The organism is Streptacidiphilus sp. BW17, assembly GCF_041262485.1.
Lineage (GTDB): Bacteria > Actinomycetota > Actinomycetes > Streptomycetales > Streptomycetaceae > Streptacidiphilus.
Map to the genome: position 1 here is coordinate 77,127 of NZ_JBGCCR010000013.1, position 21,877 is coordinate 99,003.

Genomic DNA, 21,877 nt, shown 5'->3' on the forward strand with positions numbered 1-21,877 from the left:
GCATCCCGGCATCCCGGTCAACGATCCTTCGCCCGTAAGGGGTCGTTCTGCCGGGACCCGAGGTGGGCATGAAGAGAAGGGAGGCGTCGGCCACCGAAAGGATCACTGACATGCCCCTGACTGTTGCACAGGTCCTCGCTGCCAAGCCCGACGGCGGCGGCACGGTTCACACCATCGGAAGGGACCGCACGGTGCTCGATGCACTGACGCTGATGGCAGCGAAGGGGATCGGCGCGCTCGTCGTCATGGCCGAGGGGCAGATCGCCGGGATCGTCACCGAGCGGGACTACGCCCGCAAGGTCGAACTTCACCGACGCTCGGCCGCCACCACACGCGTCGAGGAGATCATGACCGCGAAGGTCCGCTACGTCGAACCGACCCAGAGCGCGGACGAGTGCATGGCGCTGATGACCGAGCACCGCATGCGCCACCTGCCGGTCCTCGACGCCGGACGGCTGAGCGGCATCATCTCCATCGGCGACCTGCTCAAGCAGCAGCTCGCCGACCAGCAGTTCACCATCGACCAGTTGGAGCACTACATCCACGGCGCACCGAGCTCCGCCCCGCCGTACTGACCACGTCCGCGCGTTCACCCCCGAGGTCGCCGCGTTCCCGGCAAAGCGAACCGCGCGGGCGCGTGAACCCGGCGTGAGCACGAAGTGGCCGGACTGCGCTGCTGTCTCAGGCAGAGATCAATCGTTCGCCGATGGCACGGAGTGGCGGCAACGCGGGTAGCAAGTCCGCGAAGAGATCGAAGAGATCGTCGTGGAAGGGATGGACGCGGGCCATGAGCAGCGACACGTGGCATACCGGATTCACCCATTGGATAGTGCAGCAGGTGCGCGCCAACGGCATCGTCGAGCAGGAGATCCCCGAGGCGTTGCTCTGGTGCTGGACCAGCGCCGCCCGGTCGACCGGTCTGGACCCGGAGGACGTACGGGAGATCGCCGGACGCACCGGGGCGGCCGAGAGCGACGTGCTCGCGGCATGCGGGCGCGACAACGCGCAGTGGGCCGCCGAGCAGGACCGGTTCGACCAGCCGGACCTGGTCGCGCTCGACGAGTACCTCGACACCGTCCTCGGCGGTCTCTTCCCCTCATCGTGAACGGACAGCAGGCCCTGCCTGCCGGCGGCCCCTCCGTTCGACGCCCGCCGGGAGGGCACCCCGGCGGGTGGCCGCCCGCCGGGGTAACGGGCGGCCACCGGCCATCAGGCGGTTGCGGTCAACCGCGAAGGAGCGCTCAGGAGTTGAGCTCCTCCAGGGTGCGGCCGCGGGTCTCGGTCGCGAAGAGGGCGACCACCGTGCCGACCACCGCGACGCAGCCGAGCTGGGCGAAGACGGTGGCCAGGTCGCCGCCTCCGCTCAGGATCGCGCCGACGGCGATCGGGCCGAGGATGATGCCGAGGCGGTTCCACACCCCGCCGAACGCCGAACCCATGGCGCGGGTGCGGGTCGGGTAGAGCTCCGGGGTGTAGAGGTACAGCGTCACGTTGGTGGCGTAGACGAACAGCGTCGCGACCGAGGCCAGCACCGCGACCTGTCCGCCGCTGTGGACGCCCATGCCCGCCAGGACGAGCAAGGCCACGGCCGCGCCGCCCATGCCGAGGACGAGGGCGGGACGACGGCCGATGCGGTCCACCAGGAGCGCCACCACCAGACAGCCGACCAGACCCGTCAGGTTGCTGAGCAGGGTGTAGTCCAGCGCCCTCTGCAACGTCAGGTGGAAGTGCGAGGTGTAGACCGAGGGCAGCCAGGAGGCCGTGCCGTAGTTGACGTAGTACGCGACGAACCACAGGGCCGAGACCACTGCGGTGCGTCTGAGGTAGCGCCCGGCGAAGAGGTCACGCAGGCTGCCGCGTGACTCCTCCCGCACGCTCGTTGCGGCAGGCGGAGGCAGCTCCTCGCCGCTGGACGCGGCGATCTCCGCCTCGATCCCGGCGAGCACGCGCTCCGCCTCCGCGGTGCGCCCACGGGCCAGGAGCCAGCGCGGGGACTCAGGGATCCGACGCTGCAGGAAGGCGATCAGGACGGCCGGAACTCCGCCGATGACGAAGAGCGCGCGCCAGCCGAAGGTGGGGACGACCCAGCTGGCGACCAGGGTGGCGGCGGCGAGTCCGGCCGGGAAGATCAGCTCGTACATCAGCACGAAGCGCCCGCGGCGCTCCGACTTGGCGATCTCGTTGATGTAGGTCGCCGCCACCGGCACCACACCCCCGATGCCGAAGCCCTGGATGGTCCGGAACAGGAAGAAGAGGGCGAAGCCCGGGGCCGCGGCGACCGCGAAACTCGCCACCGCGGTGATCGCCACGCCGAGCGCGACGGTACGGACCCGGCCGATCCGGTCACCGGCCCAGCCGGCGGCGACCGCGCCGAGCAGCATGCCGATCGAGCTGCTGGTGATGATCTCAGTGCCCTGACCTGCGGTGAGATGCCACTGCTTGGTGAGCACCGGCAGGGTGGACGCGGTCAGCAGTTGGTCGAAGGCCTCGAAGAAGGTCACCGCACCGATGACGGTACGGACCTTGGTGTGCCAGCGGGACTGGGGGAGTCTCTCGATTCTGGCGGCGACGGAGGCGACGGCCGTGGTGGGCGCCACTGTGGCCATGCGGGTTCCCTTCGAATGGGAGCGGGGGTGTCGCCGACCTTAAGAGGAGCTATCTAAGCGGTCAATAGCTTTGGCCTTAGTGATTACGGCTTCTCACCTCGTGGACGCTCCACCCGCAGTCGGACATATCCACGCGACACGGCAAGAAGTTCCCCAAGGGCCTTGCGCGGAAATAATTAAGCACTTAGATTTCTCCGCACCGAACGACCGCCCGGAAGGAATGGGTGCGCATGAGCATGCAGTCGGAGCCCTCCCACAGTCCCCACAGCGTGGAGTTGCCGGCCGACGAGATCCTCGTCGGCGGACGCTGGCGCCGTGGCCGTGGCCTGACCATCCGGCCTCTCGACCCGGCCACCGGCCAGGAGTTGACGGTCATTCAGGCTGCCTCGGTCGAGGACGTCGAGGAGGCCGCCCGGGCGGGTGCCCGGGCCGCCGCTGACCCGGCGTGGCGGAGCCTGCTGCCGCACGAGCGGGCCCGCTACCTCTACCGGATCGCGGAGCTGATCGAGCGCGACACCGACACGCTGTCCGCGCTGCAGACCGCCAACACCGGCAAGACGCGTGCCGAGACCACTGCCCTGGTCCGCAGCGCCGCCGGGACCTTCCGCTATGTCGCCGCCACGCTGGAGACCGCGGAGGATGCCCTCACCCCCTCCCGTGGCTCCTACCTGACCATGAGCGTCCACGAGCCGCTGGGCGTGGTCGGCGCGATCACACCGTGGAACTCCCCTATCGCCTCCGAGGCGCAGAAGGTCGCCCCGGCACTGGCGGCGGGCAACGCGGTGCTGCTCAAGCCCGCCGAGTGGACGCCGTTGGTCGCGCTGGCGCTCGGGCGGATCGTCGAGGAGGCCGGTCTGCCCGCCGGTCTGCTCTCGGTCCTGCCGGGCAAGGGCAGCGTCATCGGCGACGCGATCGTGCGGCACCCGCTGGTCGCCAAGGTGACCTTCACCGGCGGCACCACCACCGGACGCACCATCGCGCACCACGCCGCCGACAAGCTGATCCCGGTCTCCCTGGAGCTGGGCGGCAAGTCCCCGACGGTCGTGCTGCCCGATGCCGACCTCGAACAGGCCCTGGCGGGCGTGCTGTTCGGGATCTTCTCCAGCAGCGGCCAGGCCTGCATCGCGGGCTCCCGGCTCTTCGTGCCGGAGTCGATCTACGAGCAGTTCGTCGGTGAACTCGTGCGCCGGACGCGGCAGTTGCGCGTAGGGCCGGGCACCGACCCGACCACCCACGTCGGCCCGCTGGTACACCCGCGACACCGGGACGCGGTCGCCGCCCACGTCGAGCTGGCCCGCAAGGAGGGCGGCCGGATCCGCTGCGGCGGCGCGGCCCCCGAGGGCGAGCAGTACGCCGGTGGCGCCTACTACCTGCCGACCGTCATCGACGGCCTGCCGAACGACGCCCGCACCTGCCAGGAGGAGACCTTCGGCCCGGTGCTGGTCTGCCTCCCGTACCAGGACGAGGAGGACCTGCTGGCCCAGGCCAACGACTCGGTCTACGGCCTGGCCTGCGGCATCTGGACGCGCGACGCCCGCGCCGCCTGGCGACTGGCCGGGCGGTTGGAGGCCGGGACGGTCTGGATCAACACCTACAAGCAGTTCAGCTCCTCCACCCCGTTCGGCGGGTTCAAGGAGAGCGGCCTGGGCCGGGAGAAGGGCCGCGACTGGATCCGCTCCTACCAGCGGCAGAAGTCCCTGTACTGGGGCACCGACGCCGACCCGCTGCCCTGGGCGGCCGTCTGATGCCACGTCGGACATCGAGGCCGAGCCACCCGCACCAACCCCTGGAGATCCCCATGAGCCTGACGGTCGCGCCGCCCCCGCCCGTCGCCCGGCTGCGCCGACTGCGCGCGGTCGAACTGCGCACCCCCCACTTCGCCGCCTCCGGCGACTTCTACCGCGAGGTCTGGGGCTTGGAGCAGGTCGAGTCGGACCGCGACGGCAGCTGGCTGCGCGGCACCGGCGACAACCACCACGTGCTGAGCCTGCAGCGCGCCGAGGCCAACGGCCTGGGCCGGATCAGCTTCGCCGTGACGACCCCGGCCGAGGTCGACGAGGCCGCCCGACGCCTGCTCGCCCGCGGCATCGTCCCGGTCGCGGGCCCCGGTCGGCTGGACCAGGTCGGCGGCGGCTACGGGCTGCGCTTCACCGACCCCGAGGGCCGCCTGATCGAGCTCTCCGCGGACGTCGAGGCCGTCGTCCCGCGCGACCAGCTGGGCTCGCCCGTGCCGGTGGGCGTGACCCACGTGGTGCTGAACACCGTGGACATCGACGCCGCCGTCGCCTTCTACTGCGAGGTGCTCGGCATGCGGGTCTCGGACTGGTCCGCGCACCAGATGGCCTTCCTCCGCATCAACAGCGACCACCACTGCATCGCCTTCCACCAGGCGGAGTGGGCCTCGCTCAACCACGTCGCGTACGAGATGCCGTCGGTGGACCACTTCATGCGCGGGCTGGGCCGGCTCAAGCACCACGGCATCGCCCCGCAGTGGGGACCGGGACGGCACGGGCCCGGCAACAACACCTTCTCCTACTTCACCGACCCGGCCGGGCTGGTCTGCGAGTACACCTCCGACGTCGCCCAGGTCGTCGAGGACCAGTGGCTCTGCCGGACCTGGCCCCGGACGCCGGAACTGTCCGACCTGTGGGGCACGGCCGGACCGCCGTCCACCACCGTCCGCAGCCACATGGCCGGGATCCCGGACCCGGGCCCGCTCGCCAACCGCGAAGGAGCGCGCGCATGAGCACCATCACCGAGGCACCCGGAACGACCGCAACGCGGCGCGTCGGGCTGGTCGGCTGGGGCGCGATCGGCCAGGTCGTCGGCAACGCGCTGGCCGAAGGCCGGGTCCCCGGCGCCGAGTTGGTCGGCATCGTCGACAACCGCACCCTGACCGGTCTCCCCGCCCAACAGCTCGCCTTCGAGCAGGCGCTGGAGTCCTGCGATCTGATCGTCGAGGCGGCCGGGCAGTCCGTGGTCCGCGAGTGGGGCGAGCGGGTGCTCGCCGCGGGCGTCGACCTGATGGTCTGCTCCAGCGGCGCGCTGACCGACGCCGCCCTCGCCGAGCGGCTGCGCACGACCGGTCCCGGTCGGGTCTACTTCACCGGCGGTGCGGTCGGCGGCCTGGACCTGCTCCAGGCGGTGCGCGGACTCGGCCCGCTGACCACCGTCCGGCTCACCACCACCAAGCTGCCGCGCACGCTCCTCCAGCCGTGGATGGACCCGGAACTGACGGAGCGTCTGGAACGTGCGGAGGGGCCGGTCGAGGTGATGCGCGGCACCGCCTGCGACGTTCCGGCCAAGTTCCCCAAGTCGACCAATGTCGCCGCGTCCGTCGCCCTCGCCGTCGGCGACCCGCGCGCGGTCGAGGTGGTCGTGATGGCCGACCCGGCGGCGGTGCTGACCCGGCACGTGATCGAGGCCGAGGGCACCCACGGCAGCTACCGGTTCGAGGTCAACCACCGCCCCGACCCGGTCAACCCGGCCACCAGCCAGGTCGTCCCGCACGCGGTGCTGCGCAGCCTGGACGCGGTGCTGGGCCGCTCCGGGATGGTCCTCTAATGGATGTGGAAGCGCTCGCCGACGGCGTGCACGTCGTCGAGTCCGGGCCCCGCCTGGTCAACGGCAAGGACGCGCCGCTGCTGCTCTGCCTGCACGGGATCGGCTCCTCCTCCGCCTCGTTCGCGCGGCTGGCCGAGGACCTCGCCGACAGCGTCCGCGTCGTCCGCTGGGACGCTCCGGGCTACGCGGCCTCCGCCGACCCGGAGCAGGCTCCCGGCCTGGACGGATACGCGGACGCCGCAGCGGAGTTGATCCGGCGGCGCGGTGGGAGCGCCCACGTGCTCGGCGTCTCCTGGGGTGGCGTGATCGCGCTGCGGCTGGCGGTCCGTCATCCGGAGCTGGTCGCCTCGCTGGTGGTGGCCGACTGCAGCGTCGGCTCCGGCGCCGATCCGGACGCCACGCAGCGGATGCGGGCCCGCGCCGGTCAGTTGGCTGAGCAGGGTTCCGAGGCGTTCGCCGCCGAGCGCGGACCGCGCCTGGTCTCCGACGCGGCCCCGGCCGAGCTGGTGGACCGTGTGGCGCGCACCATGGCCGACAGCATCCGCCTGCCCGGCTACGGCTACGCCGCCGAGGCGATGGCCGAGGCCGACCTCACCCCCGAACTGCCGCAGATCACCGCCCCCGTACTGGTGGTCTGCGGCGAGAAGGACCGCGTCACCGGCCCGGCGGCCTCGCAGGCCGTCGCCGGAGGACTGCGGCGCGTCGCCTACGTGGTGATCGCCGACGCCGGGCACCTGGCCAACCAGGAGCAGCCGGACGCCTTCCACTCCTGGGTACGCGCACACCTGCACGTCACCGCGCGCGTGCCGTTCTGACCACCCACCCGAGCTTTCTGACTGTCCGTCATATCAACTCGCCAGCAAGCAAGGAGCATCTCCATGCCACTCGACCCCACCCCGTACCACGACGGCTCCGACCTGGCCTCGTTCACCGACTCGCTGATCGCCACCAAGGCCTCGCGCGAGCCCGACTGGGACACCCTCGCGTTCCAGGCCAAGGCCGGTGACCAGTACCGCCGCGCCCAGATCCGCTACGTCGGCTCCGGTGCGACCGGCAACCACGAGGGCGACAACCGGATCCTCCCCTCCGGCGGCTTCACCTTCTCCAACATGCTGCTGCCGCCCGGCGCCGAGGGCCCCGAGCACACCCACCACGACGTCGAGGAGGCCTTCTTCGTCCTGGAGGGCCAGGTCCGCGTGGGCATCCACCGCGGCGCCGACGAGATCGAGTACCGCACCCTCGGCTACCGCGACATGATCGTGGTCCCGGCCGGTGTGGCCCGCTCGCTCAAGAACGAGGGCGACACCGACGCGCTCTTCTGCGTCGTCATCGGCACCCAGAAGCCGCAGGTCCCGACCTACCCCGAGCACTCGCCGATGCACGGCGTCACGCGCGGCTGATGGCCGACGACACAGTACGGCGCACGGTCGTCGTGACCGGTGCGGGCCGCGGCCTCGGACTGGCCACGGCGCACCGGATCGGCCGCGACGGCTACCGCGTCGTCGTCGCCGAACTGGACGCCGAGCGCGGCGAACAGGCCGTGGCCGAGCTGCGGGCGGCCGGCGTCGACGCGGTCTTCCACCCGCTCGACGCCGGCTCCCCCGAGTCGGTCGACGCCCTGGCCGCCGCGCTGGCCGCGGACGGGACCCGGCTCTACGGCCTGGTCAACAACGCCGCTCTGGCGAACGCGGTGGGCGGCAAGCCGTTCCACGAGATCGACGTCGCGGCCTGGGACCGGATCGCCACGGTCAACGCGCGCGGCCCCTGGCTGGTGGCGCGCGGGCTCTGGCCGCTGCTGGCCGCCGAGGGCGAGGGACGGATCGTCAACCTGGCCTCCGACGCGGCGCTCTACGGGTCGCCGCGCCTCGCGCACTACGTCGCCTCCAAGGGATCCGTGATCGCGCTGACCCGGGGGATGGCGCGGGACGCGGGCGACGCCGGGGTCACCGTCAACGCGGTGGCCCCGGGCCTGACCGAGGGCGAGTCCGCGGTCGACATCCCGGCCGAGCGGCACGAGCTCTACCGGCTGAACCGCGCGGTGAAGCGTCCGCAGCGGCCGGAGGACCTGGTCGGGCTGATCGCCTTCCTGGTCGGCCCCGAGTCCGGCTACATCACCGGCCAGACCTTCGCCGTCAACGGCGGCTTCACCATGCACTGAGCAATGCACTGAGCACTGCACTGACAGCACCACGAAGAGGGAGAACACCATGGACCTGGGCCTCTCCGGCCGCGGCATCCTGGTCACCGGAGGCAGCTCCGGGGTCGGCCTCGCGACCGTCCGCATGCTGCTCGCCGAAGGGGCCAAGGTCGCCACCTGCGGACGCCGTGCGGACGCGCTCTCGGGAGCCCTCGCCGGGCTCGCCGAGCGCTACGGCGACGACCACCTGTTCCACGCGCCGTGCGACGTGCGCGACGCAGCGGCGGTCGACGCCTTCGTCAGCCGCGCCGCCGAGCAGCTCGGCGGCCTCGACGGACTGGTCAACAACGCGGGCGCCTCTCGGATGAAGCGCCTGCACCAGACCACCGCCGAGGACTGGCGTGACGAGCTGGACCTGAAGTTCTCCGGCGTGCTCAACCCGACCCTCGCCGCACTGCCGCACCTGCGGAGGTCCGACGCGGCCTCCGTGGTGAACATCAACGCGGTGCTGGCCAAGCAGCCGGAGCCGCACCTGATCACCACCAGCGCGGCGCGGGCCGGAATCCTCAACCTCTCCGCCTCGCTGGCCCAGGAGCTCGCCGCCGAGGGCGTCCGGGTCAACTCCGTCTGCCTGGGCCTGATCGACACCGGTCAGTGGACCCGCCGGTTCCAGGCCGACGACGCCGGGATCGACTACGCCACCTGGCAGGCCGAGTTCGCCGCCCGGCGCGGTATCGCGCTCGGCCGCTTCGGCACCGCCGACGAGGTCGCGTACGCGGTCACCACCCTGCTCTCCCCGCGCGCCGGGTACATCACCGGCGCCAGCGTCGACGTCGCCGGCGGCGTCCACCGCGGCACCCACTGACACCCCCGCACCGCCCCCGCACAGCCCCCGCAGTACCGGCCGTACCGAAGGAACTCCCCCCATGACCCCACCCAACGGCGGCGACCTGCTGGTCGAGCTGCTCCGTGCCCACGGCACCGACACCGTCTTCGGTGTCGTCAGCGTCCACAACCTGCCGCTCGTCGAGGCCGTCGATCGCGAGCTGCGCTTCGTCCCCGTCCGGCACGAGGCCGCCGCGGTCAACGCCGCCGACGGCTACGCCCGTGCCACCGGCCGTCTCGGCTGCGCCCTGACCAGCACCGGCACCGGTGCGGGCAACGCGGCGGGCTCGCTGATCGAGTCGCTGAGCGCCGGGACGTCGGTGCTGCACGTCACCGGTCAGATCGACACCCCGTACCTGGGCCTGGGCCGCGGCTTCATCCACGAGACCAAGGACCAGCCCGCCATGCTGACGGCGGTCTCCAAGCACGCCGCCACGGTCCACGACGCCGCCTCGGCCGCCGACGTGCTGCGCGAGGCCGCCGCAGCCGCGCTGGCCGCGCCGGGTGGCCCGGCCAGCGTCGAGTGGCCGATCGACCTGCAGTACGCGGAGCAGACGCCCGGTCAGATCAGTGCCCCCGCCGCTGCCGTGGCAGCCCCGCTCCCCGACGCTGCCGCCTTGGACGAGGCCGCCGCGCTGCTCGCCGCCGCCCGGCGTCCGTTGATCTGGGCGGGAGGCGGCGCGACCGGCGCCCGCGCGGAGCTTGCCGAACTGCTGACGCTGACCGGCGCGGGCCTGCTGACCAGCAACTCAGGGCGTGGCTCGGTCCCCGAGGACGACCCGCGCGTGGTGGGCAACTACGCCTCCGCCCCGGCGGGCAGGGCGCTGCTGGCCGAGGCGGACCTGCTGCTCTCCGTCGGCACGCACTTCCGCTCCAACGAAACCCACGACTACCGGCTCGCCGTCCCGGACGCGCACATCCAGATCGACCTGGACCCGGCCGCGCCCGGCCGCGTCTACCCGGCCAAGCACGGGCTGGTCGGCGACGCCGCCGCTGTGCTGGGCGAACTGGCCACTCGGCTGCGCCAGGTGACCCCGCGCACCGACGCCGCCTGGCCCGAGCGCGTGCGCCAGGCCCGGCAGGAGGCACGCGACAGGCAGCGTCACGCCATCGGCCCGCAGGCCGCGATCTGCGACGCGATCCGCGCCCACTACCCGGCCGGCAGCGTGATCGCCCGCGACGTCACCATCCCCTCCTCCACCTGGGGCAACCGGCTGCTGGAGCTCACCGACCCGGCCACCAACGTCTTCCCGCGCGGCGGCGGCATCGGCCAGGGCCTGGCCATGGGCATCGGCGCGGCGGTCGGCCGTCCCGACGTCCCGACCGTGGTGATCGCGGGCGACGGCGGCCTGGCCGTGCACCTCGGCGAGTTGCTGACGCTGGCTCAGGAGCGGCCCCGCCTGTCGCTGCTGGTCTTCAACGACGGCGGCTACGGGGTGCTGCGCAACATGCAGGAGGCGGGAGGCGGTCGGCGCCACGGCGTGGACCTCACCACGCCCGACTTCTTCCTGCTCGCCTCGTCGCTGGGCCTGCCCTTCCACCGGATCACCCAGGCCGACGACGCTGACGCGGTCCTACGTGAGGCTGCGGCTGCCGACGGCCCGACCGTGGTGGAGGTCGACCTGGCCGCGCTCGGCCCGATGAACGTCCCGTTCACGCCCCCGGTGAGCGTCCCCACTGCGACGGGAGGTGCCCGATGAGCCGCACCGAGGACCGCGACATGAAAGAGCGTGACCTGGACCTGCTGGTGCACCGCACCACTTGGGAGGCCGACGGGGTGCTCTCCGTCGAGCTGGTCCACCCCGAGGGCGCGGAGCTGCCCGCGTGGACGCCCGGTGCGCACATCGACGTCCATGTCGGCGCGCACGTGCGGCAGTACTCGCTCTGCTCCGACCCTGCCGACCCGACGCGGTACCGGATCGGCGTGCTGCGCGAGCCCTCCTCGCGGGGCGGCTCGGCGCACGTCCACGACACGCTGCGGCCGGGACAGACGGTGCGGGTGCGCGGGCCGCGCAACCACTTCGAGCTCGACCACGCCGCCGAGCGCTACCTCTTCGTCGCGGGCGGCATCGGCATCACGCCGCTGCTCGCCATGGCGCGCGACGCCGCCCAGCGTGGTGTCCCGTGGCAGCTGGTGCACGGCGGACGCCGCCGCGACTCGATGGCCTTCGGCGCCGAACTGCGGGCGCTGGCCCAGGAGTCGGGCGCGTCCGGCTCCTCCGGCAGCGTCGCGTTCGTGCCCGAGGACGAGTGCGGACGGATCGACCTGGACGGTCTGCTGACCGACCTCGCCCCCGGCACCCAGGTCTACTGCTGCGGTCCCGAGCCGCTGCTGGCCGCCGTCGAGCAGCGCTGCGACGCCCGCACCGAGCGCTTCGCGGCCCCGGCCGCCGCGCCCGCCGACCCGTCCGGTGAGTCCGCCTTCGAGGTGGTCTGCAACCGCAGCGGCACGACCGTCACCGTCGGGCCCGGCCGCTCGACGCTGGAGGCGCTGGAGGCGGCGGGCATCCCCGTCTCCTCCTCCTGCCGGGACGGGATCTGCGGCACCTGCGAGACCCCCGTCCTCGACGGCGAGGTCGAGCACCGCGACTTCCTGCTCACCGACGACGAGAAGGCTGCCGGGACGTCGATGATGCTCTGCGTCTCCCGCGCCCGCTCCGCCCGTCTCGTCCTCGACCTCTGAGCTCGAACTGTGAGCTCGACCTATGAGCCTCACCACCGCTTCTGCGATTCCCCACGGAGCAGCCATGGACCAGTACCTGAACATCCGTCAGTCCCGGGACGGCAAGCCCGCCCCCTACGAGATCCGGCTCGCCGGAGCTGTCGAGGAGGTCTTCGGCGGCGGCGACCACGACCTCGCCGGGCTCGTCGCCGGGCTCAACGACCGCGGTCTCTTCGCGCCCGACGGCGCCGCCTGGACCGAGCAGACCTTCACCGCCGAGATGCAGCGCCTGGGAGCCTGACCATGCCGACGACCACCCCCTCATCCATCGGGCTGGACTCCACCAGCGCCGACGAGATCTTCGCCACCGGCCTGCGCAACCAGTGGTACGCCGTGTGCCCGTCCGAGTTCGTCCCCGCGGGCGGGATGCGCCGGGTCACCCGGCTCGGCCGCGACTGGGTGCTGTTCCGCCGTGGCGACGGCACCGTGCACATGCTCGCCGACCGCTGTCCGCACCGCGGCGCGCGGCTGTCCCAGGGCAAGCACCTGGGTGACCGGATCGCCTGCTGGTACCACGGTGTCCAGGTCGACGGCCAAGGCACCGTCACCTCCGTGCCGGGCCTGCCCGGTTGCACGCTGGAGGGGCGCACCCTCGTCCAGGCCCCGCCGGTCACCGAGGTCGGCGGCGCGATCCTGGCCTACTTCGGCGACAGCCGGAACCCCGAGCCGTGCGAGCTCACCCTGCCGGAGCCGCTGACCGACCCGGACGTCACGTCGTTCCTCTGCTACGCCGAGTGGAACGCCAACTGGCGCTGGGGCATGGAGAACCTGCTCGACCCCATGCACGGTTCGTTCCTGCACCGCGACTCGCACAGCATGTTCGCGGGCGAGACCACGGCCAAGTTCCGGATCCGCGAGACCGGTCGCGGCTTCTTCTTCGAGAAGACCGACCAGCGCGGCGTCAACTTCGACTGGGTCGAGCTCTGCCGGACCGGCGTCGACTGGGTCGACCTGGAGATCCCCTATCCGCCGACGGCGGGCCCCGGCGGCCCGTTCGGCATCGTCGGCATGGTCACGCCGATCGACGCGGACCGCAGCGTCGTCTTCTTCTGGCGCTACCGCAAGGTCCAGGGCTGGGAGCGCGACGTGTGGCGCTTCCTCTACCGAACAACGCTGGAGCCGCGCCACTGGGAGGTGCTGGAGCAGGACCGCCTGGTCCTGGAGGCCCTCCCCGCCGACGCCGACCAGGCGGAGAACCTCTACCAGCACGACCTCGGCGTCGTCCGGGTGCGCCGGATGTACCGCGCCGAGGCCGAGAAGCAGGCCGCTGCCGCCGTCACGCCCTGACTGCGGTCGGCAGCACAAGCCGAAGAGCCCCGAGCCGATTCCGGCCCGGGGCTCTTCGGTCTCAGTCCTGGGGCGCTGTGGCCTCGTCGCCCACCTGCTCGGCAGCCGCGTCGAGGGAGGTCTCCAGCCGGGCCAGCAGCGCGGCGAGCAGGCGTCGTTCGTCGCCGGAGAGGCCGGCCAGCATCCGGCGCTCGTTGTCCAGGTGCCGCGCGAAGACCTCGTCGACCAGCTTCAGACCACGCTCCGTCAGCCGCGAGCGGACGATGCGGCGGTCGTTCTCGTCGCGCTCACGGACGATCAGTCCGTCCTTCTCCAGCCGGTCGGCGCGCAGCGTCATGCCCGCGCTCGTGATCAGCCCGCTGGCTGCCAACTGCCCGGCCGTCAGCCGGTACGGCGCGCCGGCGCGGCGCAGCGCGGTCAGCACGTCGAAGCCGGCGATGTTGAGGCCGTACTCCTCCAGCGAGTCGGTGAGCAGCGACTGGTACCGCGCGAAGGTGCGGTGCAGCCGGGCCATCACCTGCAGCGGTTCGGTGTCCAACTCCGGGCGCTCGCGCCGCCAGTCCGCCACGACCGCGTCGACGGCATCCCCCGTGCCCTCGCCTGTGCTCGCTGCACGGGACCGCGGGTACCCCATCTCGGACCTCCTGCCCGGCCGGCTGCCATGCCTGCTGCCGGACATGATCCTATCGCCCGCCCCGGGTCCGGTTGGGCCGGGCGGGTGGCGTTCGGGCGGCTGATCAGTGCGTTCACGATCCGATCACGCCGGTCCGCTGTAGCTTCCGCCAGGGCGGACAAGAACTGATTAAGGAAAGTCTTCGGACCTTCAACAACGTGTTGACGCCACGCGGCCACACCTCTACCTTCCTCTCAAACGGAAAGAACTTTCCGTATTGTGGAAGAACCCAGGCCGCCCGGCTCCTCGCGCGGCCGTCCCGCGCCCGCAGAAGGAGCGCCCCCATGAACCTCGCGCCGCGTGAGATCGACAAGCTCTACGTGTACGTGGTGGCCGACCTGGCCCGCCGACGCCGCGACCGCGGTCTCAAGCTCAACTACAGCGAGGCCGTCGCGCTGATCAGCGAAGGCATCCTGGAGGGCGCCCGCGACGGGCGCACCGTCGCCGAGTGCATGGAGCTCGGCAAGGACATCGTCGGAGCCGACGACGTGATGCCCGGCGTCCGCGCGATGCTCCCGCTGCTGCAGATCGAGGCCGCGTTCGTGGACGGCACCAAGCTCGTCTCCTGTCACGACCCCATCGGCGCCTGATCCGCGGCGTTGTCACCATCCGCGCAGCCCGCGAAAGAGAGCATCCATGTCAGCAGGCAGACCCGCCTATCTCTACGGAGAGGCGCCGGTAGAGATCAACGCCGGTAGGGCCACGACGCGTGTGCGCGTGAGCAACACCGGGGACCGGGCCGTCCAGATCGGCTCGCACTACCACTTCTTCGAGGTCAACCGCGCCCTCGACTTCGACCGCGAGCAGGCCTTCGGCATGCATCTCGACCTCCCCGCCGGGACCGCCGTCCGGTTCGAGCCGGGCGACACGCGTGAGGTGGACCTGGTGGCCTTCGCCGGGCACCGGCGGCTGGTCGGCTTCAGCGGACTCGTCGACGGCGGCCTCAACTCCGCCGAAACGCGCGCCACGGCACTGCGCCGCGCGGCCGAGCGCGGCTTCCTCGGCGCGCGCCCGGGCAGCAAGGCGGGTGAGCTCTGATGGCGCTCATCCCCCGCAGCCAGTACACCGACCTCTTCGGCCCGACCGTCGGCGACCGGTTCCACCTCGCCGACACCAACCTGGTGGTCGAGGTCGAGAAGGACTTCAACGAGGGCCACTACGGTGACGAGGCCGTCTACGGCGGCGGCAAGGGCATCCGCGACGGGATGGCACAGGACCCGGCCGCGACCAACCTCAAGGGCGCCCTCGACCTGGTGATCACCAACGTCGTGGTGCTGGACCCGGTACTCGGCGTGGTCAAGGGCGACATCGGGGTCAGGGACGGCTTCATCACCGCCGTCGGCAAGGCCGGGAACCCGCGGCTGCAGAGCGGCGTGCACCCCAAGCTGGTGATCGGTCCCGGCACCGAGGTCGTCTCCGGCGAGCACCTGATCGCCACCGCGGGCGGCGTGGACACGCACATCCACTTCATCGCCCCGCAGCAGGCCCAGGAGGGCCTGACCAACGGCATCACCACCTTCATCGGCGGCGGCACCGGCCCGACCGACGGCACCAACGGCACCACCTGCACGCCCGGTCCGTGGAACATCGGCCGGATGTACCAGGCGGTCGAGGAGATGCCGGTCAACACCGGACTGCTGGGCAAGGGCAACGGCTCGCTGCCGGAGGCGCTGCGCGAGCAGGTCGAGGCGGGCGTCTGCGGCCTCAAGGTGCACGAGGACTGGGGCGCGACCCCGGCCACCATCGACACCGCGCTGCGCGTGGCCGACGAGTACGACGTCCAGGTCGCCATCCACACCGACACGTTGAACGAGTCCGGCTTCTACGAGGACACCCTCGACGCGATCGACGGCCGGACCATCCACACCTTCCACACCGAGGGCGCGGGCGGCGGCCACGCCCCGGACATCATGCGGATCGCGGGCGAGCCCAACGTCCTTCCCTCGTCGACCAATCCGACGCTGCCCTACACCGTCAACTCGATCGACGAGTTGCTCGACATGGTGATGGTCTGCCACCACCTGAGCCACGACATCCCGGAGGACGTCTCCTTCGCCGACTCCCGGGTCCGGGCGGAGACCGTCGCCGCCGAGACCGTGCTCCACGACGAGGGCGTCATCTCGATCTTCTCCTCCGACTCCCAGGCGATGGGCCGGGTCGGCGAGACCTTCGCCCGTGCGTTCCAGACCGCGCACCACTGCAAGGACCAGCGCGGCAAGCTGGACGGCGACAGTGAGCGCAACGACAACCAGCGGGTGCTGCGCTACCTGGCCAAGCTCACCATCAACCCCGCGATCGCCACCGGCACCGCCGACTGGATCGGCTCGCTGGAGCCCGGCAAGCTGGCGGACATCGTCCTGTGGCCGATCCACTCCTTCGGCGCCAAGCCCAAGCTGGTGATCAAGGGCGGCATGGTCAACTGGGCGCTGATGGGCGACCCCAACGCCTCGCTGCCGACCACCCAACCGATCTACTACCGCCCGATGTTCGGGGCGATGGGCAAGGCCCGGCAGGCGACCCGGGTCTCCTTCATGTCGCAGGCGGCGATCGAGCGCGGCGTCCCGGCCGAACTCGGGCTGGACAGCCGGGTGCTGCCGGTGCGGGACTGCCGCACGGTCGGCAAGCAGCACATGGTCCGCAACGACGCGCTGCCCAAGATCCAGGTGGATCCGGAGACCTACCAGGTCACCCTGGACGGCGAACCCGCCACCATCGAGCCGGCCCGGACGCTCCCGCTCAACCACCTCTTCTACCTCGCATGAGCAGCTCTCTGGACCAGCTCCTGGTCAGCCTCCAGCTCTCCGACTCGGCCTTCCCGAGCGGCCTCTACACCCTCTCGCACGGCCTGGAGGGCTACCTCCAGGCCAAGCGGGTGGACGCCGACGGCATGCCGCCGCTGCTGGAGGACCTGCTGCGCCACTCCGTCGGCCCGGCGGACGCCACCGCGCTGGCCCTGGCCCACCGCGCGGTCGGCGACGGCGACTGGGCCGCGGTGGTCGAGGTGGACCAGCGTCTCTTCGCGAGCAAGCTCAACCGCGAGGCGCGCCAGGCCTCGACGCGCACCGGGCGGCAGATGCTCGACACCGCCCGCCTCGCCCTGGGCTGCGCGGAGTTGGACCGCTACGCGGAACTGGTCGCGTCGAAGGCCACACCGGGCTGCCAGCCGGTGGCCGCCGGGGTCGCCTACGCGTCGAGCGGTGTCCCGGCGGAACAGGCCGTGGCGAGCGACCTGTTCGCCTTCGCCGTCAGCTTCGTCAGCGCCGGGCTGCGGCTGCGCCTGACGGACCACCGCCGGGCGCAGATCACGCTGCGCGAGCTCGCGCCGGTGATCACGGAGGTCGTAGCGGCGGCGCTGGAGCGCGAGTCGGCGGACCTGGGCGGCTGCGTCCCGGTCGCGGACGCGATGTCCGGACGCCACGAACGGGCCGAGGCACGGATGTTCGTCTCATGACCGGCCATGACCGACACCCACACCGACACCAGGACATGCAAGAGAGAAGGCAGAAGATGACGGACGACGTGCTCCGTGTGGGCATCGCCGGGCCGGTCGGCTCGGGCAAGACGGCGCTGATCGAGGCGCTCGTCCCGGTCCTGATCGCCCGTGGCCGACGGCCTGCGGTGATCACCAACGACATCTACACCCAGGAGGACGCCGACCACGTCCGCCGCAACCTGGCAGGCGTGCTCGACCCCGAGCGCGTGGTCGGCGTCGAGACGGGCGCGTGCCCGCACACCGCCGTCCGGGACGACCCGACGATGAACCTGGCCGCGGGCGCCGAACTCCTGGAGCAGTTCCCGGACGTGGACACGCTGATCTACGAGTCGGGCGGCGACAACCTGACGCTGACCTTCAGCCCGCTGCTGGTCGACATGTTCTTCTTCGTGCTGGACACCGCCGAGGGCGAGAAGATGCCGCGCAAGCGCGGTCCGGGCATCACCGACTCCCACGTGCTGGTCATCAACAAGATCGACATCGCCCAGTACGTGCGCACCGATCTCGACGTGATGTCCTCCGACGCCGACCGCGTCCGCGAGGGCCGTCCGGTGGTGCTCACCAACAGCCTGACCGGCGAGGGCCTGGACCAGGTCGCGGACCTGCTGGAGACCTACCGACGGGTTCCTGCGTGAAGACCGTCGCCGTCCGGCCGGGCGGGCGGGCCGACCGGCTGACGCCCGCGCACTACGAGCCGTCCCGTGTCCCCGCCGAGGTGCGGCGGTACGCGGGACGGCCGCAGGCGCTGGGCGTCGGCAGGCCGGGGAAGATCGGGCTGCTGGAGCTGGGCTTCGAACGGATCGGCGCGCGGACGGAGTTGGTGAAGCACTACCAGAAGTCGCCGCTCCAGATCATGCGCCCGCTCTACTTCGACCCGGCCCGGCCGGACCTGGCCGTCACCCTGCTGATGTCCACCGGCGGCGGCATCGTCCAGGCCGACCGGCTGCGGATGGACCTGCACTGCGGCGCGGGCACGGCCGTCCACCTGACAACCCAGGCGGCCACCAAGGTCCACCGGATGGACGCCGACTACGCCGCGCAACAGGTCTTCCTGCACGCCGACGCGGACGCCTACGTCGAGTACCTGCCGGACGCGACCATCCCCTACCGGGACTCGCGCTTCTACCAGCGGACCGTGATCACCGTCGCACCCTCGGCCACCGTGCTCGCGGGCGAGACCGTGATGGCGGGCCGCCTGGCGCACGGGGAGCGTAACGCGTACCAGGTCTTCGCCTCCGACCTGGAGTTCCGCCGCCCCGACGGCCGCCTGCTCGCCCTGGACACCGTCCGGCTGACCCCCGGCCGGAACGGCGGCGGTGTCACCGGCCCGGCGGTGCTGGCCGGCCACGACCTGGTCGGGACCTTCTACGCGGTCACCCCGCTGGCCCCCGCCGCCGAGGTCGCCGACGCGCTGTTCCGCGCACTGGACGGGTTCGGCAGCGGGCTGCTGTTCGGCGTGAGCGTACTGCCCGGGGACTGCGGGGCGTGGCTCCGGGTCCTCGGCGCCGACTCCCCCGCCGTCACCGCCGCGCTCCGGCACGCCTGGGACGCCGTCCGCCGCCTGCTGATCGGCGCGCCCGCACCGGAGCTGCGCAAGTCCTGACCCCACAACGGCACGACCGTCACCGTGCTGTCCGGCACGGTGCCCCCGACCGGAGAGACTCGGATGCCCTCCCACCTCGATACGGGTAACACCGCCTGGCTCATGGCGAGTACCGCCATGGTCCTGCTGATGACCCCAGGCCTCGCCTTCTTCTACGGCGGCATGGTCAAGACCAAGCACGTGCTGGTCATGCTCAAGATGAGCTTCGTCTGCCTGGCGCTGGTCACCGTGCTCTGGCTGGCCATCGGCTACAGCCTGGCGTTCGGCAAGGACGTCAACGGCTGGGGCCTGATCGGCACGCCGGCCCACTGGATGATGCACGACATAGGTATGAACAGCCTCACCGGTTCCATACCGACCGTCATCTTCTCCGCCTTCCAGATGGCCTTCGCCATCATCACCGTCGCCCTGATCAGCGGCTCGATCGCGGGCCGCGCCACCATGCGCGGCTGGCTCTGGTTCGTCGTCGCGTGGACGCTCTTCGTCTACGTGCCGATGGCCCACTGGGTCTTCGCGCCCGACGGCTGGATCACCGCGCACCTGGGCGCGCGCGACTTCGCCGGCGGTATGCCGGTGGAGATCAACTCCGGCGCGGCGGGTCTGGCCGTCGCGATCGTGGTCCGCAAGCGCAAGGACTTCGAGCGCGAGACGATCCGCCCGCACAACCTGCCGCTGGTCGTGATCGGCCTGGCGCTGCTCTGGTTCGGCTGGTTCGGCTTCAACGCCGGCTCCGCGCTGGAGACCGGCGGCACCGCGCCGATGGCCTTCCTCAACACCCAGCTCGCCGCCTGCGGCGCCATGGTCGGCTGGCCGCTGATCGAGAAGTGGCGGCTCGGCCACGTCGAGATGCTCGGCGTCGCCTCGGCGGCCGTGGCCGGCATGGTCGCGATCACCCCGGCCTGCGGTGAGGTCTCGCCGATCGGCGCGCTGGTGATCGGCTTCGTCGCGGGCGTGGTCTGCGCCTTCGCGATCAACCTCAAGCTCAAGCTCCGCTACGACGACACCCTCGACGTGGTCGGCGTGCACGGCTGGGGCGGCGTCGTCGGCGTCCTCGGCATCGGTCTGTTCGCGACCTTCCAGATGAGCGGTAAGAAGGGCCTCTTCTACGGCGGCGGCCTCGACCTGCTGTGGCGTCAGGCCGTCGGCGTGGTCGTCTGTGCGGCCTTCTCCTTCGGCGTGACCTGGCTGATCGCCAAGGCGATCGAGAAGACCGTCGGTTTCCGTGCCGCCGAGGAGTACGAAGACGTCCCCGGCGCGGAGGAGGAGCAGGCCTACGACGACGAGACCATCGCCGAGATCCGCGAGCGCCTCGCCCAGGCCCGCGTGGCCGTCCCGGTCGCGGTCGGCGGTGCGGGCACGACGGACAGCGCGTCCGGCGGCGTCGGCGTCGACGCCGAACTGCTGGCCGAGCTGCGGCGGCTGCTGGAGCGTCGGGAGCAGGAGAAGTGATGCCGCAGATCTTCGACTCGGGCAACTCCGCCTGGCTGATCATGGCGGCGGCCATGGTGCTGCTGATGGCACCGGGCCTCGCCTTCTTCTACGGCGGCATGGTGAAGACCAGTCAGGTCATCGCCATGCTCAAGATGTGTTTCGGCTGCGTGGTGCTGGTCAGCATCCTCTGGTTCGCGGTCGGCTACTCGCTCGCCTTCGGCAAGGACGCGGGCGGACTCGGCGTGATCGGCTCCTTCGACCACGTCTTCATGACCGGCGTCGGCCTCACCAGCCGCACCGGGTCCGTCCCGACCCTCACCTTCTCCGTCTTCCACATGTCCTTCGCCATCGTCACGGTCGCCCTGATCAGCGGCTCTGTCGCGGGACGCGCGAAGATGAAGGGCTGGCTGGTCTTCGCCTCGGTCTGGACGCTGCTGGTCTACGTCCCGATGGCGCACTGGGTTTTCTCGCCCGACGGGTGGGTGGCCAAGCAGCTGGGCGCGGTCGACTTCTCCGGCGGCACGGTGGTCGAACTGGCCTCCGGCGCTGCGGGTCTGGCCCTGGCGGCGGTCGCCGGCCGACGCGAGGACTTCGAGCGTCAGACGATCCGTCCGCACAACCTGCCGCTGGTCGTGATCGGCCTGGCGCTGCTCTGGTTCGGCTGGTTCGGCTTCAACACCGGGTCCTCGCTGGGCGTTCCGGGCGCGGCACCGATGGCGTTCGTCAACACCCAGTTCGCCGCCGGTGCGGCCATGGCGGGCTGGGCGGTGACCAGTTGGTGGCGCACCCGCCAGGTCGGGCTGCTCGACATCAGCATGGGCGCGGTCACCGGAATGGTCGCGATGACCCCGGCCGCCGGTGACCTGACCCCGCTGTGGGCGTCGGTGATCGGCTTCCTGGCCGGTCTGACCTGCGCTTTCGCCATCAGCTGGAAGTACCGCTTCGGCGTCGACGACACCCTGGACGTGGTGGGCATCCACGGCTGGGGCGGCCTCTTCGGCATGGTGATGGCGGGTCTCGCCGCCACCGGCGTGATGACGGGCAAGAAGGGCCTGTTCTACGGCGGCGGTTGGAGCCTGCTGGGCAAGCAGCTGGTCGCCGTGCTGGTGATCGGGCTCTTCGCGTTCGCCATGACCGCGCTGATCGGCAAGGTGGTCGACCTGACCGTCGGTCTGCGCCAGTCGCCGCTCGCGGCCGAGGAGGAGCACGAGCAGGTCTACCAGAACGACTGGGACGTCCAGTTCAAGGAGATCGCCGACGCCCTGCGCGGCAGCGGCATCCGGGAGGACGGCAAGGAGGAGGACCCGAGCGTCCTGCTGGAGCAGGTCCGCAGGCTCCTTGAGGCCGACCCGGAGCAGTTGCGGGAGTGAGCCACCCGTGAGTGACGGACGGGGCGTCGGCCGGTGGCCGACGCCCCGTCGGTTTTCTCCGCCCGTTTCTCCGTCGGTTTCTTCGTCGGCCTCCCCTCCGTGTCGG

At 71.5% G+C, this 21,877-nt stretch carries 23 protein-coding genes; 21 read left to right on the forward strand and 2 right to left on the reverse strand.

The window, feature by feature from the left end:
- The first annotated feature begins 110 nt into the window (after positions 1–110).
- Positions 111–575, forward strand: coding sequence for a CBS domain-containing protein (locus ABH940_RS18160; RefSeq protein ID WP_370065891.1), 465 nt, complete (start codon positions 111–113; stop codon positions 573–575).
- 212 nt (positions 576–787) lie between these two features.
- Entirely contained in the window at positions 788–1,105 is a 318-nt protein-coding gene (locus tag ABH940_RS18165; RefSeq protein WP_370105717.1) for a hypothetical protein, read from the forward strand.
- Between the two features lie 136 nt (positions 1,106–1,241).
- On the opposite strand, the gene ABH940_RS18170 is transcribed toward ABH940_RS18165, so the two are convergent.
- Complete coding sequence (locus tag ABH940_RS18170; RefSeq protein WP_370065889.1) at positions 1,242–2,606, reverse strand: MFS transporter; 1,365 nt, start codon at positions 2,604–2,606, stop codon at positions 1,242–1,244.
- Between the two features lie 236 nt (positions 2,607–2,842).
- Between ABH940_RS18170 and ABH940_RS18175 the strand changes: the two genes are divergently transcribed.
- The 11 genes from ABH940_RS18175 to ABH940_RS18225 all read left to right on the forward strand — a co-directional run bounded on the left by ABH940_RS18175 (position 2,843) and on the right by ABH940_RS18225 (position 13,201).
- A complete protein-coding gene (locus tag ABH940_RS18175; RefSeq protein WP_370105767.1) occupies positions 2,843–4,351 on the forward strand; it encodes an aldehyde dehydrogenase in 1,509 nt (502 codons plus the stop codon).
- 53 nt (positions 4,352–4,404) lie between these two features.
- On the forward strand, positions 4,405–5,352 hold the full coding sequence (locus ABH940_RS18180) for a VOC family protein (RefSeq protein WP_370105718.1): 948 nt from the start codon (positions 4,405–4,407) through the stop codon (positions 5,350–5,352).
- Entirely contained in the window at positions 5,349–6,170 is an 822-nt protein-coding gene (locus tag ABH940_RS18185) for an aspartate dehydrogenase domain-containing protein (protein ID WP_370105719.1), read from the forward strand. Before ABH940_RS18180 ends, ABH940_RS18185 begins: the two co-directional genes overlap by 4 nt.
- Positions 6,170–6,985, forward strand: coding sequence for an alpha/beta fold hydrolase (locus ABH940_RS18190; RefSeq protein WP_370105720.1), 816 nt, complete (start codon positions 6,170–6,172; stop codon positions 6,983–6,985). Before ABH940_RS18185 ends, ABH940_RS18190 begins: the two co-directional genes overlap by 1 nt.
- 63 nt (positions 6,986–7,048) lie before the next feature.
- On the forward strand, positions 7,049–7,570 hold the full coding sequence (locus ABH940_RS18195; protein WP_370065881.1) for a cupin domain-containing protein: 522 nt from the start codon (positions 7,049–7,051) through the stop codon (positions 7,568–7,570).
- On the forward strand, positions 7,570–8,328 hold the full coding sequence (locus ABH940_RS18200) for an SDR family oxidoreductase (RefSeq protein ID WP_370065879.1): 759 nt from the start codon (positions 7,570–7,572) through the stop codon (positions 8,326–8,328). Before ABH940_RS18195 ends, ABH940_RS18200 begins: the two co-directional genes overlap by 1 nt.
- A 49-nt stretch (positions 8,329–8,377) precedes the next feature.
- Entirely contained in the window at positions 8,378–9,172 is a 795-nt protein-coding gene (locus ABH940_RS18205; RefSeq protein WP_370065877.1) for an SDR family oxidoreductase, read from the forward strand.
- A gap of 61 nt (positions 9,173–9,233) precedes the next feature.
- A complete protein-coding gene (locus ABH940_RS18210) occupies positions 9,234–10,892 on the forward strand; it encodes a thiamine pyrophosphate-binding protein (RefSeq protein WP_370065875.1) in 1,659 nt (552 codons plus the stop codon).
- Entirely contained in the window at positions 10,889–11,875 is a 987-nt protein-coding gene (locus ABH940_RS18215; protein ID WP_370065873.1) for a 2Fe-2S iron-sulfur cluster-binding protein, read from the forward strand. The genes ABH940_RS18210 and ABH940_RS18215 overlap by 4 nt, the downstream gene beginning before the upstream one ends.
- 64 nt (positions 11,876–11,939) lie before the next feature.
- Positions 11,940–12,155: a recombinase-like helix-turn-helix domain-containing protein gene (locus ABH940_RS18220; RefSeq protein WP_370065871.1), complete on the forward strand. Its 216-nt coding sequence runs from the start codon at positions 11,940–11,942 to the stop codon at positions 12,153–12,155.
- Positions 12,156–12,157: 2 nt separating this feature from the next.
- Positions 12,158–13,201, forward strand: coding sequence for a Rieske 2Fe-2S domain-containing protein (locus ABH940_RS18225; protein WP_370065869.1), 1,044 nt, complete (start codon positions 12,158–12,160; stop codon positions 13,199–13,201).
- 61 nt (positions 13,202–13,262) lie between these two features.
- On the opposite strand, the gene ABH940_RS18230 is transcribed toward ABH940_RS18225, so the two are convergent.
- Positions 13,263–13,835 carry a MarR family winged helix-turn-helix transcriptional regulator gene (locus ABH940_RS18230; protein ID WP_370065867.1) on the reverse strand — a complete coding sequence of 191 codons (573 nt, stop codon included), beginning with the start codon at positions 13,833–13,835 and terminating at the stop codon, positions 13,263–13,265.
- Between the two features lie 323 nt (positions 13,836–14,158).
- Here ABH940_RS18230 and ABH940_RS18235 point away from each other — a divergent pair, with 323 nt between their 5' ends.
- From ABH940_RS18235 to ABH940_RS18270, 8 genes are all read left to right on the forward strand, one after another.
- Positions 14,159–14,464, forward strand: a complete 306-nt coding sequence (locus tag ABH940_RS18235; protein ID WP_370065865.1) for an urease subunit gamma — start codon at positions 14,159–14,161, stop codon at positions 14,462–14,464.
- A gap of 46 nt (positions 14,465–14,510) precedes the next feature.
- Positions 14,511–14,912, forward strand: coding sequence for an urease subunit beta (locus ABH940_RS18240; protein WP_370065863.1), 402 nt, complete (start codon positions 14,511–14,513; stop codon positions 14,910–14,912).
- A complete protein-coding gene (gene ureC, locus ABH940_RS18245; RefSeq protein ID WP_370065861.1) occupies positions 14,912–16,636 on the forward strand; it encodes an urease subunit alpha in 1,725 nt (574 codons plus the stop codon). The genes ABH940_RS18240 and ureC overlap by 1 nt, the downstream gene beginning before the upstream one ends.
- Positions 16,633–17,325 carry an urease accessory protein UreF gene (locus ABH940_RS18250; RefSeq protein WP_370065859.1) on the forward strand — a complete coding sequence of 231 codons (693 nt, stop codon included), beginning with the start codon at positions 16,633–16,635 and terminating at the stop codon, positions 17,323–17,325. Before ureC ends, ABH940_RS18250 begins: the two co-directional genes overlap by 4 nt.
- Before the next feature lie 56 nt (positions 17,326–17,381).
- Positions 17,382–18,002, forward strand: a complete 621-nt coding sequence (gene ureG / locus ABH940_RS18255; RefSeq protein WP_370065857.1) for an urease accessory protein UreG — start codon at positions 17,382–17,384, stop codon at positions 18,000–18,002.
- On the forward strand, positions 17,999–18,970 hold the full coding sequence (locus tag ABH940_RS18260; RefSeq protein WP_370105721.1) for an urease accessory protein UreD: 972 nt from the start codon (positions 17,999–18,001) through the stop codon (positions 18,968–18,970). The genes ureG and ABH940_RS18260 overlap by 4 nt, the downstream gene beginning before the upstream one ends.
- Before the next feature lie 63 nt (positions 18,971–19,033).
- Positions 19,034–20,419 carry an ammonium transporter gene (locus tag ABH940_RS18265; protein WP_370065853.1) on the forward strand — a complete coding sequence of 462 codons (1,386 nt, stop codon included), beginning with the start codon at positions 19,034–19,036 and terminating at the stop codon, positions 20,417–20,419.
- Complete coding sequence (locus ABH940_RS18270; protein ID WP_370105722.1) at positions 20,419–21,771, forward strand: ammonium transporter; 1,353 nt, start codon at positions 20,419–20,421, stop codon at positions 21,769–21,771. Before ABH940_RS18265 ends, ABH940_RS18270 begins: the two co-directional genes overlap by 1 nt.
- The last annotated feature ends 106 nt before the right edge of the window (positions 21,772–21,877 follow it).